The organism is Streptococcus sp. SN-1 (assembly GCF_041154385.1).
GTDB classification, from domain to species: domain Bacteria; phylum Bacillota; class Bacilli; order Lactobacillales; family Streptococcaceae; genus Streptococcus; species Streptococcus mitis_CT.
On record NZ_AP028929.1, the window covers coordinates 686556 to 702830 of the forward strand.

Consider the following 16275-nt stretch of genomic DNA (forward strand, 5'->3'; position numbering starts at 1 on the left):
TCTCATCTGCTTTGCGGATGAGGGTTTTCTTATTTTGTGCTATACTTAAGATATGCATAGAAAAACAGTGATTGATTTTAAGGCTTTGGGGGAGAGATACACCTTTACACAGCCGATTAAAGAGTTTAAAACGAGAAATATAGCAGAAGTGGCAGATTTGCTGGCACAAGTGGAAAGATACCAAGAGCAAGGTTATTATGTGGTGGGCTATGTCAGCTACGAGGCTGCACCTGCTTTTGAGGAGAAATTAGCAGTTCACAAGGCACCTTTACTGGACGAGTATTTGCTTTACTTTACTGTTCACGATAAGGTGGAGACCTCCCCTATTCCTCTGACTTATGATGAGGTTGATTTGCCTTCAAACTGGCAGGAAGTAACGTCTGCAGAGGATTATGAAAAGGCGATTGCCCAGATTCACCATCATTTGCGGCAAGGAGACACCTATCAGGTCAACTACACCGTTCAACTCAAGCAAGACTTAAGTGCCAATCCTTTTGCCATCTACAATCGTATGGTGGTAGAGCAGGAGGCGGGCTATAATGCCTATGTGGAACACGATGAGATGGCAGTGATTTCCATGAGTCCAGAGCTCTTTTTTGAGCAAAATAAGCGCGAGTTGACAACGCGACCAATGAAGGGAACGACTCAGCGTGGCATGACTGACCAAGAAGACTTGGAGCAGGCCAGTTGGTTGGAACAGGACCCCAAAAATCGCTCTGAAAACATGATGATTGTGGATCTCTTGCGCAATGATATGAACCGTATTTCTGAGGTGGGGAGCGAGCATGTGAAGCGTCTCTGCCAAGTAGAACAATATTCAACGGTTTGGCAGATGACTTCGACCATCAAGAGTCAGTTGCGAGAGGATGTTGACCTTGTTGAAATCTTTCGCTCACTCTTTCCTTGCGGATCCATAACGGGCGCTCCGAAAATTGCGACTATGGAGATTATCAAGGACTTGGAGCCACAACCGCGCGGAGTCTACTGTGGAACGATTGGTCTTTTACTTCCAAATGGGAGACGAATTTTTAATGTTGCTATTCGGACTATTCAACTGTATCAAGGGAAAGCCATCTATGGAGTTGGCGGAGGAATTACATGGGATAGCACCTGGGAGTCTGAATACCGTGAAGTTCATCAAAAGGCGGCTGTTCTCTATCGTAAACAAGCTCGTTTCAAACTGATTACGACTGGGAAAATCAGCCAGAAGAATCTGCTGTTTGAAGAACAACATCTAGAAAGGCTGAGTACAGCTAGTCGCTATTTTGCTTATCCTTTTGATGCAGAAGACTTGAAACAAAAGATAAAGGAAGAGTGTCAGGCTTGTGACATTAATCAAGACTTCCGCTTGCGAATTAGCCTTAGCAAGTCTGGAGAGATAGAAGTCAATCGTCAAGTATTAACATCCCTCAGTACAAGCTTTTGTCAGTCCCAACTCTGTCTTCAGGAAGCGGATTTGCAACAAGCATTTACCTATTTCAAAACGACTCACCGACCGCATTTGAGATTAGGAGAACAAGAGAAAATTTACCATAATACAAGAGGAGAATTGCTTGAACTCTCTATCGGAAATTTGGTTCTGAAAATCGATGAGAAACTTTACACACCGCCTATCCGACTTGGAATCTTGCCAGGAATTTACCGTCAGCATTTGCTGGAAACAGGACAGGCAGAAGAGAAAGTCTTGACCTTGGCAGACATAGACCAAGCAGAAGCTATATACGGCTGTAATGCAGTGAGAGGCTTGTATGAGTTAATATTACAGGAAAACTAGATGAAACTGATATTTTTACACGGCTTAGGACAGTCAGCAGAGTCTTGGAAAGAAGTTCGGAATTATTTGAAAGATGAGCTCATAAAGTCTCTTGAATTGAAGAAATAAATCTGATAAAATAAACATGAAATCGATAACATTCCTATAGGAGAAAGTAATGAACAAACGTCTATTTTTTAAAATGAGTTTGACGACGTTGTCAGTTTTAGCTTTGTTTTCACAATCTGTTTTAGCAGAAGAAAACATCCATTTTTCTAGCTGTAAGGAAGCTTGGGCTAATGGCTATTCAGATCTTCATGAGGGGGATCCTGGTTATTCTGCCAAGTTAGATAGCGACCATGATGGTGTGGCTTGCGAATTGAAAAATGCCCCTAAGGGCGCCTTTAAAGCAAAACAAGAGACTACAACTCAAACTGATACAAGTTCATCAACAACAAGTGGTTGGGTTAAGCAGGACGGTGCTTGGTACTACTTTGATGGAAATGGAAATCCAGTGAAAAATGCTTGGCAGGGAAGCTATTACCTGAAAGCAGACGGTAAAATGGCCCAGAGCGAATGGGTTTATGATGCTACCTATCAAGCTTGGTATTACTTGAAATCAGATGGTTCATACGCTCGCAATGCATGGCAAGGAAATTACTATTTGAAATCAGATGGTAAGATGGCCAAAGGTGAATGGGTTTATGACTCTTCCTATCAAGCTTGGTATTATTTGAAATCAGATGGTTCTTATGCAAAAAATGTATGGCAAGGAGCTTACTACCTTAAATCAAACGGTAAAATGGCACAAGGTGAGTGGGTTTATGACTCTTCTTACCAAGCCTGGTATTACTTGAAATCAGATGGTTCATACGCTCGCAATGCATGGCAAGGAAATTACTATTTGAAATCAGATGGCAAAATGGCTGTCAATGAATGGGTTGATGGTGGACGTTATTATGTAGATACCACTGGTTTGTGGAAAGACAATTCAAAAGTAACCAATAAAGGTTCTTATTATAGCCTTCAAGGGAAGTATGATGAAATCATAGTTGCTAATAAACACTATCCTATGTCTAAAGATTACTATCCAGGTGAAAATGCTACTGCAAAAGCAGCCTTTTTAAAACTGATTGCACAGATGAAGGAAGAAGGCTACGCTATTAGCGATAATTATAGTGGATTTAGAAGTTATGCAACTCAAGCACAATTGTATCAAAGTTATGTGAACCAAGAGGGACAGGCTGCTGCGGATCGTTATTCCGCCCGTCCTGGATATAGTGAACATCAGACAGGACTTGCTTTTGATGTGATTGGCACAGATGGTCAATTGGTTGAAGATTCAAGTGCTGCTCAATGGTTATTAGAACATGCGCCAGACTATGGTTTTGTTGTTCGATATCCTCGTGGTAAGGAAAGTATAACTGGTTATATGCATGAGGAATGGCATTTGCGCTATATTGGGAAAGAAGCTAAAGACATTGCTGCAAGTGGTTTGACACTAGAGGAATACTATGGCTTTGATGGTGGAGACTATCTAGATTAAAAATCTATATTAGCTGAATGCAAACCTTTGCATAAATGACTGAATTTTGTTATACTATATCTGTAAGCATTTTCAATTAATTCATAATGAAAAAGGAGAATATGATGAGTCAAAAGATTATTGGGATTGACCTTGGTGGAACTTCTATCAAATTTGCAATCTTGACAACAGCAGGAGAAATCCAAGAAAAATGGTCTATCAAGACTAATATTTTGGATGAGGGAAGTCATATCGTTGATGATATGATTGAGTCTATTCAACACCGTTTGGACTTGCTTGGATTGATAGCAGCGGACTTCCAAGGTATTGGAATGGGATCACCAGGTGTGGTTGACCGTGAAAAAGGGACTGTTATCGGTGCCTACAACTTGAACTGGAAAACCCTTCAACCGATTAAAGAAAAAATTGAAAAAGCCTTGGGCATTCCATTCTTCATCGATAATGATGCCAACGTGGCAGCTCTTGGTGAACGTTGGATGGGTGCTGGTGATAACCAACCAGACGTTGTCTTTATGACACTTGGTACTGGTGTTGGTGGCGGTATCGTCGCAGAAGGCAAATTGCTTCATGGTGTTGCTGGTGCAGCAGGTGAGCTTGGCCACATCACTGTTGACTTTGACCAACCAATCGCATGTACTTGCGGTAAGAAAGGCTGCCTTGAGACAGTGGCTTCAGCAACAGGGATTGTCAACTTGACTCGTCGCTATGCCGATGAATACGAAGGCGATGCAGCCTTGAAACGCTTGATTGATAACGGAGAAGAAGTAACTGCTAAGACTGTCTTTGACCTTGCAAAAGAAGGAGACGACCTTGCTTTGATTGTTTACCGTAACTTCTCACGTTACTTGGGAATCGCTTGTGCTAACATCGGTTCAATCCTAAACCCATCAACAATCGTCATCGGTGGTGGTGTGTCGGCTGCAGGAGAATTCCTTCTACAAGGTGTTCAAAAAGTCTACGATGAAAATACTTTCCCACAAGTACGCACATCTACTAAACTAGCTCTTGCAACTCTAGGAAATGACGCTGGAGTTATCGGAGCAGCATCACTTGTATTGCAATAAAATAAAAAAGGAGAAAATTGCTTTCCAGAAGCGAGTGATTTTCCTCCTTTCTTTTTTTATGCTATACTAGTTAGGACAATAAATGAGGTGAGAGAGAATGACAAAAGCAGATACGATTTTTAAAGAAAATATTGAACGAATCCTCAAAGACGGTGTCTTTTCTGAGCAGGCTCGTCCCAAGTACAAGGATGGGACAGTTGCCAACTCCAAGTATGTAACGGGTGCCTTTGCAGAGTATGACTTGGCAAAAGGGGAATTCCCCATCACAACCTTGCGTCCCATTGCCATCAAATCAGCCATCAAGGAAGTCCTTTGGATTTACCAAGACCAGTCCAATAGCTTAGACGTGCTCAATGACAAGTACAATGTCCACTACTGGAATGACTGGGAAGTGGGAGATACGGGAACTATTGGTGAGCGTTACGGGGCGGTCGTTAAGAAACACGACATTATCAATAAGCTTCTTAAACAGTTGGAAGCCAACCCTTGGAACCGCCGCAATATTATTTCGCTCTGGGATTACCAAGCTTTCGAAGAAACAGAAGGGCTGCTCCCATGCGCCTTTCAGACCATGTTTGATGTCCGTCGTGTAGATGGGGAGATCTATCTGGATGCGACTTTGACTCAGCGTTCGAATGACATGCTAGTAGCCCACCACATCAATGCTATGCAGTACGTAGCTCTTCAAATGATGATTGCCAAGCATTTCGGCTGGAAGGTTGGAAAGTTCTTCTACTTTATCAACAACCTCCATATCTATGACAATCAATTTGAACAAGCTCAGGAATTGCTCCGTCGTGAGCCGTCAAACTGCCAACCTCGTTTGGTTTTGAATGTTCCTGATGGAACTAATTTCTTTGATATCAAAGCAGAAGATTTTGAGTTGGTGGATTATGACCCTGTCAAACCACAGTTGAAGTTTGATTTAGCTATTTAAAAGAATAGAAAAAAAGAAGTTGAGATAATGAATCCCAACTTCTTTTATTTCCTAACGTGATACGCGGCGACGAGCTGCTTTTTTACGGTTTTCTTCGATGAAAGCTGCTTTTTGCTCCTCTGGTTCAATCACTTTCTTTTTAAATGCGTATACTGCACCTGCAAGTGCAGCGACAGTTCCTGCGACACCTGTTACAAGACCTTTAGCGAATCCTTTAGCCATGAGTCTTCCTCCTTTATATTCTCAATCAGCCAGCCTCCTCAAGAGGTCACATTTTTCTGACTGACCTTTTTGTGTTATAATAATAGTAACGAAAAAATGGGAATTTTTCAAGGAAAAAAGATGAAAACAAAAATAATTGTAATCGTTGGACCGACTGCAGTTGGAAAGACAGCCCTTGCCATTGAGGTTGCAAAGCGTTTTAATGGTGAAGTTGTTAGTGGCGATAGTCAGCAGGTTTACCGAGGTCTAGATATTGGGACGGCTAAGGCTAGTCCAGAAGAGCAGGCAGCTGTTCCCCATCATTTAATCGATGTTAGAGAGGTAACCGAGTCTTACTCGGCTTTTGATTTTGTTTCAGAAGCTAAGATGGCTATTGAGGATATTCACAGTCGTGGCAAGCTAGCCATTATCGCTGGTGGGACTGGACTGTATATCCAGAGCTTGCTTGAAGGCTACCACCTAGGTGGGGAGACTCCCCATGAGGAAATTTTGGCCTATAGGGCTAGCTTGGAGCCTTATACAGATGAGGAATTAGCTCATCTTGTGGCGCAAGCAGGCCTTGAAATTCCTCAGTTTAATCGTCGTCGTGCTATGCGTGCCTTGGAAATTGCCCATTTTGGTCAGGATTTGGAAAATCAAGAGACCTTGTATGAACCACTGATTATCTGCTTGGATGATGAACGTAGTCAACTTTACGAGCGTATTAACCGCCGCGTGGATCTGATGTTTGAGGCTGGGCTTTTGGATGAAGCTAAGTGGCTGTTTGAACATTATCCAGATGTTCAAGCTGCTAAAGGCATTGGTTACAAGGAACTCTTTCCCTATTTTCGTGGAGAGCAATCCTTGGAGGAAGCTAGTGAGAGTCTCAAACAGGCGACTCGTCGTTTTGCCAAGCGTCAGTTGACCTGGTTCCGTAATCGCATGCAGGTCACCTTTTATCAGATTGGAGAATCTGGTGTACAAGACCGCATTTTAAGCCAGATAGAGGAGTTTTTAGATGATTGAAACGGAGAAAAAAGAGGAACGCGTCCTGCTCATCGGTGTGGAATTACAGGGTATGGACAATTTTGACCTCTCCATAGAAGAATTGGCCAGTCTAGCTAAGACTGCTGGGGCAGTCGTTGTAGATAGCTACAGACAAAAACGTGAAAAATATGATTCCAAGACCTTCGTCGGCTCTGGTAAGTTAGAAGAAATTGCGCTCATGGTGGATGCAGAAGAAATCACCACTGTCATCGTCAACAACCGTCTGACCCCAAGGCAAAATGTCAATCTAGAAGAAGTTCTGGGTGTTAAGGTCATTGACCGTATGCAGTTGATTCTGGATATCTTTGCCATGCGGGCTCGAAGCCATGAAGGGAAGCTCCAAGTCCATCTAGCACAACTAAAATATCTCTTGCCTCGCTTGGTTGGTCAGGGGATTATGCTCAGTCGTCAGGCAGGGGGAATTGGTTCCCGTGGTCCTGGTGAAAGCCAGCTGGAATTGAACCGTCGTAGTGTTCGCAATCAAATCACGGATATCGAGCGTCAGCTCAAGGTGGTTGAGAAAAATCGGGCGACAGTCAGAGAAAAACGTTTGGAGTCGAGCACCTTTAAGATTGGTTTGATCGGTTATACCAATGCTGGGAAGTCAACCATCATGAACACCTTGACCAGTAAGACCCAGTATGAGGCAGACGAGCTCTTTGCGACTCTGGATGCGACGACTAAGAATATCCATCTAGGGGGCAATCTCCAAGTGACCTTGACAGATACCGTGGGCTTTATCCAGGATTTGCCGACAGAGTTGGTATCCAGTTTCAAGTCAACCTTGGAAGAAAGCAAACATGTAGACCTTCTGGTTCATGTTATCGATGCCAGCAACCCTTACCACGAAGAGCATGAAAAAACAGTTCTGTCCATCATGAAAGATTTGAACATGGAGGACATTCCTCGCCTGACCCTGTATAATAAAGCAGATTTGGTGGAGGATTTTACGCCGACCCAAACACCTTATGCTCTGATTTCTGCTAAGTCTGAGGACAGTCGTGAGAACTTGCAGGCTCTATTTCTAGAGAAAATCAAGGATATTTTTGAATCCTTTACCCTGCGCGTGCCTTTTTCTAAGTCCTACAAGCTTCATGATTTAGAAAGTGTTGCGATTCTGGAAGAACGCGATTATCAGGAAGACAGCGAAGTGATTAGAGGTTACATTTCCGAGAAAAACAAATGGAGGTTAGAAGAATTTTATGACTGATATCAAAATATTGGCTCTAAAATATGGGGGCTATACAAGTCTAGACAAGGTCTATCTGGATCAGCTTCTAGCGGATAAAACAGAGCAGGAGCAGTTGGCTCTTATCACCCCTCCGCCTAGCGTTGTCAATGCTTACTTTGCAGAACTCTACCAGAAAAAGAGTCCTCAAGCTGCGACCGATTATTTTGCAGAACTCAGTCAGGAATTGAATCTTTACAATGCTGAACCTAGTTTCACCCTAGAAAACAAGCCTTTTATTCGGCTTAATCTGTCTGGCAAATCCTTTGGTTTTTGTTATGAGAGTGAGGGTCTGGGTCGGATTTTCTCTGAAAATGAAGAGGTTATTTCAGAAGACTTGCTCTTTGAGATTGCACAAATTTTCCCCCATCAACTGGTCTTTGAGGAGTCTGGCACGATTTACATGAAGGCTGTCGAGGACGAGGAAATTGTGAACGTGGAGAATCTCACAGCTTTGACTGATTTGGAAAGCTTGGCTGATGGTCGTAAGCGTCTCAAAGGCTACAGCCAAGAGGATTTACTGCAAGAAGCCACTGCTTTTTCTGGCAAGCGCTATTTCCGATCGGAAAACCGCACAGCCATGTTATATATTGATTAATTAGAAAGTATCGAATGGATATTCAATTTTTAGGAACGGGGGCAGGTCAGCCCTCTAAAGCCCGCAACGTTTCAAGTCTCGCCCTGAAACTCTTGGACGAGATTAACGAAGTTTGGCTCTTTGACTGTGGAGAAGGTACGCAAAATCGTATTCTGGAAACCACAATTCGACCACGGAAGGTCAGCAAAATCTTTATCACCCACCTACATGGAGACCACATCTTTGGTTTGCCAGGTTTCCTTTCTAGTCGTGCCTTTCAGGCCAATGAAGAGCAGACAGATTTGGAAATCTATGGACCTCAAGGAATCAAGTCCTTTGTCTTAACCAGTCTTCGTGTGTCAGGTTCTCGTTTGCCCTATCGCATTCATTTCCATGAGTTTGACCAAGATTCCCTTGGGAAAATCCTTGAAACCGATAAATTCACTGTCTATGCAGAGGAATTGGACCACACTATTTTCTGTGTTGGCTATCGTATCATTCAAAAGGACTTGGAAGGAACGCTGGATGCTGAAAAACTCAAGGCGGCAGGTGTCCCATTTGGTCCACTTTTTGGAAAAATTAAAAACGGTCAGGACGTTGTTCTCGAAGACGGTACTGAAATCAAGGCAGCTGACTATATCTCAGCGCCACGTCCTGGTAAGATTATCACCATTCTGGGTGATACCCGAAAAACCAATGCCAGTGTGCGTCTAGCTGTTAATGCAGATGTCCTGGTCCATGAATCGACTTATGGCAAGGGTGATGAAAAGATTGCTCGAAATCATGGTCACTCAACTAACATGCAAGCTGCACAAGTAGCGGTAGAAGCAGGTGCCAAACGCCTCTTACTCAACCACATCAGTGCTCGTTTCCTCTCAAAAGATATCAGCAAGCTCAAGAAAGATGCGGCTAGTGTTTTTGAAAATGTCCATGTCGTCAAAGACTTGGAAGAAGTAGAAATCTAAAAGACTGAGAAAGGAACAGTATGCCTACTATTCTCATTACCGGAGCTAGCGGTGGTCTAGCCCAAGAAATGGTCAAACTCCTGCCCAATGACCAACTCATCTTGCTTGGTAGAAATAAGGAAAAATTAGCTCAACTCTATGGAAACCACCCACAAGCAGAATTGATTGAAATCGATATTACCGATGACTTAGCTCTAGAAACTCTGGTAGCAGACCTCTATGTCCGCTATGGCAAGATTGATGTTTTGATTAATAATGCTGGTTACGGGATTCTGGAGGAATTTGACCAGATTTCCGACCAAGATATTCATCAGATGTTCGAGGTCAATACCTTTGCTTTGATGAATCTGTCTCGTCGCCTTGCGGCTCGAATGAAGGAAAGTCGAAAAGGCCATATCATCAATATCGTTAGCATGGCAGGTTTGATTGCTACTGGCAAGTCCAGTCTCTACTCAGCGACCAAGTTTGCGGCCATTGGTTTTTCAAATGCCTTACGCCTCGAACTTATGCCCTATGGAGTCTATGTGACAACAGTCAATCCAGGTCCAATCCGTACAGGATTTTTCGACCAGGCCGACCCAGATGGAACCTATCTCAAATCTGTTGAACGCTTCCTGTTGGAAGCAGATGCAGTGGCTAAAAAGATTGTCAAGATTATAGGAAAAAACAAACGGGAACTCAATCTCCCGATGTTGTTGAATCTAGCCCATAAATTTTATACCCTCTTTCCCAAGCTAGCTGATAAGCTGGCAGGGGAAACTTTTAATTATAAGTAAAAAGAACCAATATGAAGGTTGTTGCTAGCCTACATATTGGTTCTTATCATTTCTCAACTATCAAACTGGACTTCTTCTAGGAGATAGTCGATAAAGCGTTCGCCCATCTTAGATAGGCTGGTTTTCTCATGCTGGATATAGACCAGCTCAATGGGGTCATCAATATCCAATGGGATGGAAACGATATTGTCTCCGTTGAGGTTGCTGTTCAAAATCCCTGTCGCAATGGTATAACCATCCAAACCAATCAAGAGATTAAAGAGGGTAGCACGGTCGCTGACAACGATGGATTTCTTGTGGTGTTCTTGGGAAAGGATCTCCTCTGAGAAGTAGAAGGAGTTGTGCGTCCCTTGGTCATAGCTGAGATAAGGGAAGTTTTCTAAATCAGATAGTTTCACCTTGTCTTTTTTTGCCAGAGGATTGGTCTTGCTGACAAAGATATGGGGCTGGGCTGTGAAGAGATGGTGAGCCAGCAGGTGGTTGTCATCCAGCATTTTGGTTAAAACATCACGGTTGTAGCTGTTAAAAAATAGGACACCGACCTCACTACGGAAGTTCTTGACGTCGTCAATAATCTCCCAAGTACGAGTTTCACGAAGGAAGAGCTCGTATTTCTCCATATCACTTTTCTTGAGTAGAGAAACAAAGGCATTGACCACAAAGGCATAGTGCTGGGAGGAAACGCTAAAGAGTTCGCGGTGGGCGACAGGATTTTTATAGCGTTCTTCCAGAAGCTGGGTTTGCTCGACAACTTGACGGGCATAGGAGAGAAACTCCATGCCATCACGGGTCAAGGTGATACCCTTGGGATTGCGGATAAAGATTTCAATGCCCATTTCATTTTCCAAATCTCTCACAGCATTGGAAAGACTCGGTTGAGTGATAAAGAGTTGCTTGGCTGCCTCATTCATGGAGCCAGTTTCGACGATTTTGATAATATAGTGTAATTGTTGAATTCTCATGTTTTTATTGTACCACACTTGCGTCAGAATCGCCAAGGAAGATAGGGAAATCAGGGGAGTGTGTGGGTCTCTTCTTGAAAAAAACACAAAAATTTGCTAGAATGAGTCTTATGAAAACATTCTATGATGTGCAGCAATTCCTCAAACGATTTGGTATTATTGTTTACATGGGAAAACGCTTATATGATATTGAACTGATGAAGTTGGAACTCTCTCGAATTTACGATGCAGGGTTGATGGATAAACTAGACTATCTAGAAGCAGAAGCGGTTCTTCGCAGGGAGCACAAGGTAGAATTGGATTATATTGAGAAAAATGGAGAAAAGAACTAATGGTTACTTGGATTTTGTGGGCACTTATACTAGCAATGTTGGCGTGGATGGGCTTTAACTATCTTCGTATTCGCCGTGCGGCTAAAATTGTAGACAATGAGGAGTTTGAAGCCTTGATTCGTACGGGTCAATTGATTGATTTGCGCGATCCAGCAGAATTCCACAGAAAACATATCCTTGGTGCTCGCAATATTCCTTCAAGTCAGTTGAAGACTAGTCTTGCAGCCCTTCGTAAAGATAAACCTGTCCTTCTTTACGAAAATCAACGTGCGCAACGTGTGACAAATGCGGCCCTTTACTTGAAAAAACAAGGTTTTTCTGAGATTTATATCCTTTCTTATGGTTTGGATTCTTGGAAAGGGAAAGTTAAAGTTGAGAAATAAGAAAACGAGCTTGGATGTTTCCGATCTCATTTTTTAACCACTTTTTCTGAGAAAGTCACGAATGCTTGCCAATTCTTCTGAGTTTAGGGGACGATAGTCTCCTGCTTGAAGATTCTCATCCAAGCTCCAAGGTCCAAAATGGGTGCGTTTGAGGGATGTCACCTTGACACCAACTGATAGGAACATTTTCTTGACCTGATGAAATTTTCCTTCTGAAATGGTGATGGAGGCTTGACTGAGGGAAGGACTTGCAGATAGAATCTCTAGTCTTGCAGGTTTACAGATAGTGCCATCTAAAAAGACAATTCCTTTTTGAAAGGCTTGGATATGGTCAGGTGTCAGAAGTCCATTAACCTCAACTTGGTAGGTTTTATCGACATGATATTGGGGATGGAGGAGCTGAAAGCCCAAAGGTCCGTTGTCGGTCAAGAGGAGGAGTCCTGTCGTATCTCGGTCCAGTCGGCCGATAGCATAGAGCTTGTCAGACTGGATGTCAGGCGGAAGGAGGTCCATGACGGTTGGAAGTTTCTTGTCTTTGTTGGCTGTAACGACACCAGCAGGTTTATGAAGCATAAGATAGGTGTGCTCATAGCCTTGAATGATTTGGCCCCGAAAGAGGAGCTCCTGTAGACCTGTATCGATATTTTGAGCTAGGGAGTGGGCTGGGCGACCATCGACGAGAATGTCCCCTTTGAGTAAGGCTTGTTTCATGGCCTTTCGGCTGATTTTTTCTTGAGCTAATAAATTATCTAAACGCATACTGTGCTTATCTTATCATAAGTCGCTTGCTTTGAAAAGGCTTGACGTGAAAAGAAAAGCAGAGTGAAAACATTTACACTTGCTTGAGTTATGTTATTTACTTGAAAATATGGTATAATTGCTCAGTTAGAAAATAAATTTTGAATATTATAGAGGAAATCATGACAAAATTAAGAGAAGATATCCGTAACATTGCGATTATCGCCCACGTTGACCACGGTAAAACAACCCTCGTTGACGAATTATTGAAACAATCAGAAACGCTTGATGCACGTACTGAATTGGCAGAGCGTGCTATGGACTCAAACGATATCGAAAAAGAGCGTGGAATTACCATCCTTGCTAAAAATACAGCCGTTGCCTACAACGGAACTCGTATCAACATCATGGACACACCAGGACACGCGGACTTTGGTGGAGAAGTTGAGCGTATCATGAAAATGGTTGACGGTGTTGTTTTGGTCGTAGATGCCTACGAAGGAACAATGCCACAGACTCGTTTCGTATTGAAAAAAGCTTTGGAACAAGACCTTGTCCCAATCGTTGTTGTTAACAAAATCGATAAACCATCAGCTCGTCCAGCAGAAGTAGTGGACGAAGTCTTGGAACTTTTCATCGAGCTTGGTGCAGATGACGACCAGCTTGACTTCCCAGTGGTGTATGCTTCAGCAATCAACGGAACTTCTTCATTGTCAGATGACCCAGCTGACCAAGAAGCGACTATGGCACCAATCTTTGACACGATTATTGACCACATCCCAGCTCCAGTAGATAACTCAGATGAGCCTTTACAGTTCCAAGTATCACTTTTGGACTACAACGACTTCGTTGGACGTATCGGTATCGGTCGTGTCTTCCGTGGTACTGTTAAGGTTGGGGATCAAGTTACCCTTTCTAAACTTGACGGCACAACTAAAAACTTCCGTGTTACAAAACTCTTCGGTTTCTTTGGTTTGGAACGTCGTGAAATCCAAGAAGCAAAAGCAGGTGACTTGATTGCCGTTTCAGGTATGGAAGATATCTTTGTCGGTGAAACCATTACTCCGACAGATGCAGTAGAAGCTCTTCCAATCCTACACATCGATGAACCAACTCTTCAAATGACTTTCTTGGTCAACAACTCACCATTTGCTGGTAAAGAAGGTAAATGGGTAACTTCTCGTAAGGTGGAAGAACGCTTGCAGGCAGAATTGCAAACAGACGTTTCCCTTCGTGTTGACCCAACTGATTCACCAGATAAATGGACTGTTTCAGGACGTGGAGAATTGCACTTGTCAATCCTTATCGAAACAATGCGTCGTGAGGGATATGAACTTCAAGTATCTCGTCCAGAGGTTATCGTAAAAGAAATCGATGGTGTGAAATGCGAACCATTTGAACGTGTTCAAATCGACACTCCAGAAGAATACCAAGGGTCTGTTATCCAAAGCCTTTCTGAACGTAAGGGTGAAATGTTGGATATGATTTCAACTGGTAATGGTCAAACTCGTTTGGTCTTCCTTGTTCCAGCGCGTGGTTTGATCGGATACTCAACTGAATTCTTGTCAATGACTCGTGGTTACGGTATCATGAACCATACCTTCGACCAATACCTGCCATTGATTCCAGGGGAAATTGGTGGTCGTCACCGCGGTGCCCTTGTTTCTATCGATGCTGGTAAGGCTACAACTTACTCAATCATGTCTATCGAAGAACGTGGTACAATCTTTGTCAACCCAGGTACTGAGGTTTACGAAGGAATGATCATCGGTGAAAACTCTCGTGAAAACGATTTGACAGTTAACATCACTAAGGCGAAACAAATGACCAACGTTCGTTCAGCTACTAAGGACCAAACAGCTGTTATCAAGACACCTCGTATCTTGACACTTGAAGAGTCTCTTGAGTTCTTGAACGACGATGAGTACATGGAAGTAACTCCTGAGTCTATCCGTTTGCGTAAACAAATCCTTAACAAGGCAGAGCGTGAGAAAGCTAACAAGAAGAAAAAATCAGCTGAATAAGAGCTAGAAAGAGATAAAGATGGTTTATTTAATCATAGGACTCCTCTTATTACTACTCTATGTATTTGCGACACCAGAAAGCATTAAAGGGACAGTCAATATTGTCCTTGTCGTCTTTGCTTTTGTAGCACTCTTGATTTTACTCATGCTGTCTGTTCTGCAAATCTTTCAGCTACCGACAGAATTCTTTATCGCAATCGCTATGCTCTTCCTAGCATACTTTAGCTTACGAGATATTACCCTCATGTCGGTCAGTAAAAACAAAAGAAGATAAAAAGAGAGTTTTGGCTCTCTTTTTGCTTGTTAGAATGCTGAATCTGAGCATTTTCATTTAGAATTATTTCCATAAAAATGGTAAAATAGTAGGAGTAGAAATGGAGTTTGAGACATGAAAGTAATAGAACAATTTAAAAATAAGAAAGTCCTTGTTTTAGGTTTGGCCAAGTCTGGTGAATCTGCAGCTCGTTTGTTGGACAAACTAGGTGCCATTGTGACAGTAAATGACGGGAAACCATTCGAGGACAATCCAGCTGCCCAAAGTTTGCTGGAAGAAGGGATCAAGGTTATCACAGGTGGCCATCCTTTGGAACTCTTGGATGAAGAGTTCGCCCTTATGGTGAAAAATCCAGGTATCCCCTACAGCAATCCCATGATTGAAAAGGCTTTGGCAAAGGGTATTCCAGTCTTAACTGAGGTGGAATTGGCTTACTTGATTTCAGAAGCACCGATTGTTGGTATTACTGGTTCAAATGGTAAAACAACCACAACGACGATGATTGGGGACGTTTTGACTGCTGCTGGGCAACATGGTCTTTTATCAGGAAATATCGGCTATCCAGCTAGTCAAGTGGCCCAAACTGCGTCAGACAAGGACACGCTTGTCATGGAACTTTCTTCTTTCCAACTCATGGGCGTTCAAGAATTCCATCCTGAGATTGCGGTTATTACCAACCTCATGCCAACTCATATCGATTATCATGGATCATTTGAGGAATATGTAGCAGCCAAGTGGAATATCCAGAACAAGATGACAGCGTCTGATTTCCTTGTCTTGAACTTTAACCAAGACTTGGCAAAAGAATTGGCTAGCAAAACACAAGCTACTGTTGTACCATTTTCAACACAGGAAAAGGTTGATGGAGCTTATCTGGAAGATGGTCAACTCTACTTCCGTGGGGAAGTGGTCATGGCAGCGAATGAAATCGGAGTTCCAGGTAGCCACAATGTAGAAAATGCCCTTGCGACGATTGCTGTAGCCAAGCTTCGTGGTGTGGATAACCAAACCATCAAGGAAACTCTCTCAGCCTTTGGTGGTGTCAAACACCGTCTCCAATTTGTGGATGAAATCAAGGGTGTCAAATTCTATAATGATAGCAAGTCAACCAATATCTTGGCTACTCAAAAAGCCTTGTCAGGATTTGACAACAGCAAGGTCATTTTGATTGCAGGTGGTTTGGACCGTGGTAATGAGTTTGACGAATTGGTGCCAGACATTACTGGACTCAAGAAGATGGTCATCCTGGGTCAATCTGCAGAACGTGTCAAACGGGCAGCAGACAAGGCTGGTGTGTCTTATGTGGATGCGACTGATATTGCAGATGCGACCCGCAAGGCCTACGAGCTTACGACTCAAGGAGATGTAGTCCTTCTCAGTCCTGCCAATGCCAGCTGGGATATGTATGCTAACTTTGAAGTACGTGGCGACCTCTTTATCGACACAGTAGCGGAGTTAAAGGAATAAT

16 protein-coding genes and 3 pseudogenes are annotated in these 16275 nt (G+C 42.9%); 16 read left to right on the top strand and 3 right to left on the bottom strand.

The genetic code is table 11. The annotated features are described in order from the left end of the window. The first annotated feature begins 52 nt into the window (after positions 1 to 52). The 6 genes and pseudogenes from pabB to ACAM22_RS02965 all read left to right on the top strand — a co-directional run bounded on the left by pabB (position 53) and on the right by ACAM22_RS02965 (position 5300). Positions 53 to 1774 (top strand): aminodeoxychorismate synthase component I, encoded by a 1722-nt coding sequence (pabB, locus tag ACAM22_RS02940; RefSeq protein ID WP_261052037.1) that lies wholly within the window; start codon positions 53 to 55, stop codon positions 1772 to 1774. Further along, positions 1775 to 1873, top strand: a pseudogene (locus ACAM22_RS02945) (alpha/beta hydrolase); the annotation flags it as partial. It abuts the gene before it with no gap. A 58-nt stretch (positions 1874 to 1931) separates the two neighbouring features. Next, positions 1932 to 2741: pseudogene (locus tag ACAM22_RS02950) on the top strand (excalibur calcium-binding domain-containing protein); the annotation flags it as partial. 3 nt (positions 2742 to 2744) lie between these two features. After that, positions 2745 to 3299: pseudogene (gene ldcB, locus ACAM22_RS02955) on the top strand (LD-carboxypeptidase LdcB/DacB); the annotation flags it as partial. 104 nt (positions 3300 to 3403) lie between these two features. Next, positions 3404 to 4363: an ROK family glucokinase gene (locus tag ACAM22_RS02960; protein WP_265471671.1), complete on the top strand. Its 960-nt coding sequence runs from the start codon at positions 3404 to 3406 to the stop codon at positions 4361 to 4363. A 97-nt stretch (positions 4364 to 4460) separates the two neighbouring features. Then, positions 4461 to 5300 carry a thymidylate synthase gene (locus ACAM22_RS02965; protein WP_101781345.1) on the top strand — a complete coding sequence of 280 codons (840 nt, stop codon included), beginning with the start codon at positions 4461 to 4463 and terminating at the stop codon, positions 5298 to 5300. Positions 5301 to 5351: 51 nt separating this feature from the next. Here ACAM22_RS02965 and ACAM22_RS02970 read toward each other — a convergent pair whose 3' ends face one another. Next, positions 5352 to 5522: a DUF3042 family protein gene (locus ACAM22_RS02970; RefSeq protein ID WP_001051777.1), complete on the bottom strand. Its 171-nt coding sequence runs from the start codon at positions 5520 to 5522 to the stop codon at positions 5352 to 5354. A 120-nt stretch (positions 5523 to 5642) separates the two neighbouring features. Between ACAM22_RS02970 and miaA the strand changes: the two genes are divergently transcribed. The 5 genes from miaA to ACAM22_RS02995 are packed head-to-tail and all read left to right on the top strand — an operon-like array spanning position 5643 to position 10094. Continuing rightward, positions 5643 to 6527 carry a tRNA (adenosine(37)-N6)-dimethylallyltransferase MiaA gene (gene miaA / locus ACAM22_RS02975; RefSeq protein ID WP_261052043.1) on the top strand — a complete coding sequence of 295 codons (885 nt, stop codon included), beginning with the start codon at positions 5643 to 5645 and terminating at the stop codon, positions 6525 to 6527. Continuing rightward, positions 6520 to 7758: a GTPase HflX gene (hflX, locus tag ACAM22_RS02980; RefSeq protein WP_261052045.1), complete on the top strand. Its 1239-nt coding sequence runs from the start codon at positions 6520 to 6522 to the stop codon at positions 7756 to 7758. Before miaA ends, hflX begins: the two co-directional genes overlap by 8 nt. Further along, entirely contained in the window at positions 7751 to 8374 is a 624-nt protein-coding gene (locus ACAM22_RS02985; RefSeq protein WP_261052046.1) for a cystathionine beta-lyase, read from the top strand. The genes hflX and ACAM22_RS02985 overlap by 8 nt, the downstream gene beginning before the upstream one ends. Positions 8375 to 8388: 14 nt before the next feature. Further along, positions 8389 to 9318: a ribonuclease Z gene (gene rnz, locus ACAM22_RS02990; RefSeq protein WP_369606939.1), complete on the top strand. Its 930-nt coding sequence runs from the start codon at positions 8389 to 8391 to the stop codon at positions 9316 to 9318. Between the two features lie 20 nt (positions 9319 to 9338). Further along, a complete protein-coding gene (locus tag ACAM22_RS02995; protein WP_261052047.1) occupies positions 9339 to 10094 on the top strand; it encodes an SDR family oxidoreductase in 756 nt (251 codons plus the stop codon). A 53-nt stretch (positions 10095 to 10147) separates the two neighbouring features. Here ACAM22_RS02995 and ACAM22_RS03000 read toward each other — a convergent pair whose 3' ends face one another. Beyond that, a complete protein-coding gene (locus ACAM22_RS03000) occupies positions 10148 to 11056 on the bottom strand; it encodes a LysR family transcriptional regulator (RefSeq protein WP_049501939.1) in 909 nt (302 codons plus the stop codon). 62 nt (positions 11057 to 11118) lie between these two features. On the opposite strand from ACAM22_RS03000, the gene ACAM22_RS03005 reads away from it, so the two are divergent. Both ACAM22_RS03005 and ACAM22_RS03010 read left to right on the top strand, forming a co-directional pair. Next, complete coding sequence (locus tag ACAM22_RS03005) at positions 11119 to 11388, top strand: YqgQ family protein (protein WP_181897307.1); 270 nt, start codon at positions 11119 to 11121, stop codon at positions 11386 to 11388. After that, positions 11388 to 11771, top strand: a complete 384-nt coding sequence (locus ACAM22_RS03010) for a rhodanese-like domain-containing protein (protein ID WP_000259257.1) — start codon at positions 11388 to 11390, stop codon at positions 11769 to 11771. Before ACAM22_RS03005 ends, ACAM22_RS03010 begins: the two co-directional genes overlap by 1 nt. A 33-nt stretch (positions 11772 to 11804) precedes the next feature. Here the strand turns inward: ACAM22_RS03010 and ACAM22_RS03015 are convergent, their stop codons facing one another. Then, positions 11805 to 12530 carry a pseudouridine synthase gene (locus ACAM22_RS03015; protein ID WP_261052049.1) on the bottom strand — a complete coding sequence of 242 codons (726 nt, stop codon included), beginning with the start codon at positions 12528 to 12530 and terminating at the stop codon, positions 11805 to 11807. 161 nt (positions 12531 to 12691) lie between these two features. Here ACAM22_RS03015 and typA point away from each other — a divergent pair, with 161 nt between their 5' ends. The 3 genes from typA to murD all read left to right on the top strand — a co-directional run bounded on the left by typA (position 12692) and on the right by murD (position 16274). Then, positions 12692 to 14533 (top strand): translational GTPase TypA, encoded by a 1842-nt coding sequence (typA, locus tag ACAM22_RS03020; protein ID WP_000164111.1) that lies wholly within the window; start codon positions 12692 to 12694, stop codon positions 14531 to 14533. Between the two features lie 19 nt (positions 14534 to 14552). Beyond that, positions 14553 to 14807 (top strand): DUF3165 family protein, encoded by a 255-nt coding sequence (locus ACAM22_RS03025; protein WP_000262672.1) that lies wholly within the window; start codon positions 14553 to 14555, stop codon positions 14805 to 14807. A gap of 114 nt (positions 14808 to 14921) precedes the next feature. Next, positions 14922 to 16274, top strand: coding sequence for a UDP-N-acetylmuramoyl-L-alanine--D-glutamate ligase (gene murD / locus ACAM22_RS03030; RefSeq protein WP_261052054.1), 1353 nt, complete (start codon positions 14922 to 14924; stop codon positions 16272 to 16274). Position 16275 lies beyond the last annotated feature (1 nt).

Coding starts and splice junctions, on each gene's coding strand:
- pabB (WP_261052037.1), top strand. CDS start 53: ATGCATAGAAAAACAGTGATTGATTTTAAGGCTTTGGGGGAGAGATAC.
- ACAM22_RS02960 (WP_265471671.1), top strand. CDS start 3,404: ATGAGTCAAAAGATTATTGGGATTGACCTTGGTGGAACTTCTATCAAA.
- ACAM22_RS02965 (WP_101781345.1), top strand. CDS start 4,461: ATGACAAAAGCAGATACGATTTTTAAAGAAAATATTGAACGAATCCTC.
- ACAM22_RS02970 (WP_001051777.1), bottom strand. CDS start 5,522: ATGGCTAAAGGATTCGCTAAAGGTCTTGTAACAGGTGTCGCAGGAACT.
- miaA (WP_261052043.1), top strand. CDS start 5,643: ATGAAAACAAAAATAATTGTAATCGTTGGACCGACTGCAGTTGGAAAG.
- hflX (WP_261052045.1), top strand. CDS start 6,520: ATGATTGAAACGGAGAAAAAAGAGGAACGCGTCCTGCTCATCGGTGTG.
- ACAM22_RS02985 (WP_261052046.1), top strand. CDS start 7,751: ATGACTGATATCAAAATATTGGCTCTAAAATATGGGGGCTATACAAGT.
- rnz (WP_369606939.1), top strand. CDS start 8,389: ATGGATATTCAATTTTTAGGAACGGGGGCAGGTCAGCCCTCTAAAGCC.
- ACAM22_RS02995 (WP_261052047.1), top strand. CDS start 9,339: ATGCCTACTATTCTCATTACCGGAGCTAGCGGTGGTCTAGCCCAAGAA.
- ACAM22_RS03000 (WP_049501939.1), bottom strand. CDS start 11,056: ATGAGAATTCAACAATTACACTATATTATCAAAATCGTCGAAACTGGC.
- ACAM22_RS03010 (WP_000259257.1), top strand. CDS start 11,388: ATGGTTACTTGGATTTTGTGGGCACTTATACTAGCAATGTTGGCGTGG.
- ACAM22_RS03015 (WP_261052049.1), bottom strand. CDS start 12,530: ATGCGTTTAGATAATTTATTAGCTCAAGAAAAAATCAGCCGAAAGGCC.
- typA (WP_000164111.1), top strand. CDS start 12,692: ATGACAAAATTAAGAGAAGATATCCGTAACATTGCGATTATCGCCCAC.
- ACAM22_RS03025 (WP_000262672.1), top strand. CDS start 14,553: ATGGTTTATTTAATCATAGGACTCCTCTTATTACTACTCTATGTATTT.
- murD (WP_261052054.1), top strand. CDS start 14,922: ATGAAAGTAATAGAACAATTTAAAAATAAGAAAGTCCTTGTTTTAGGT.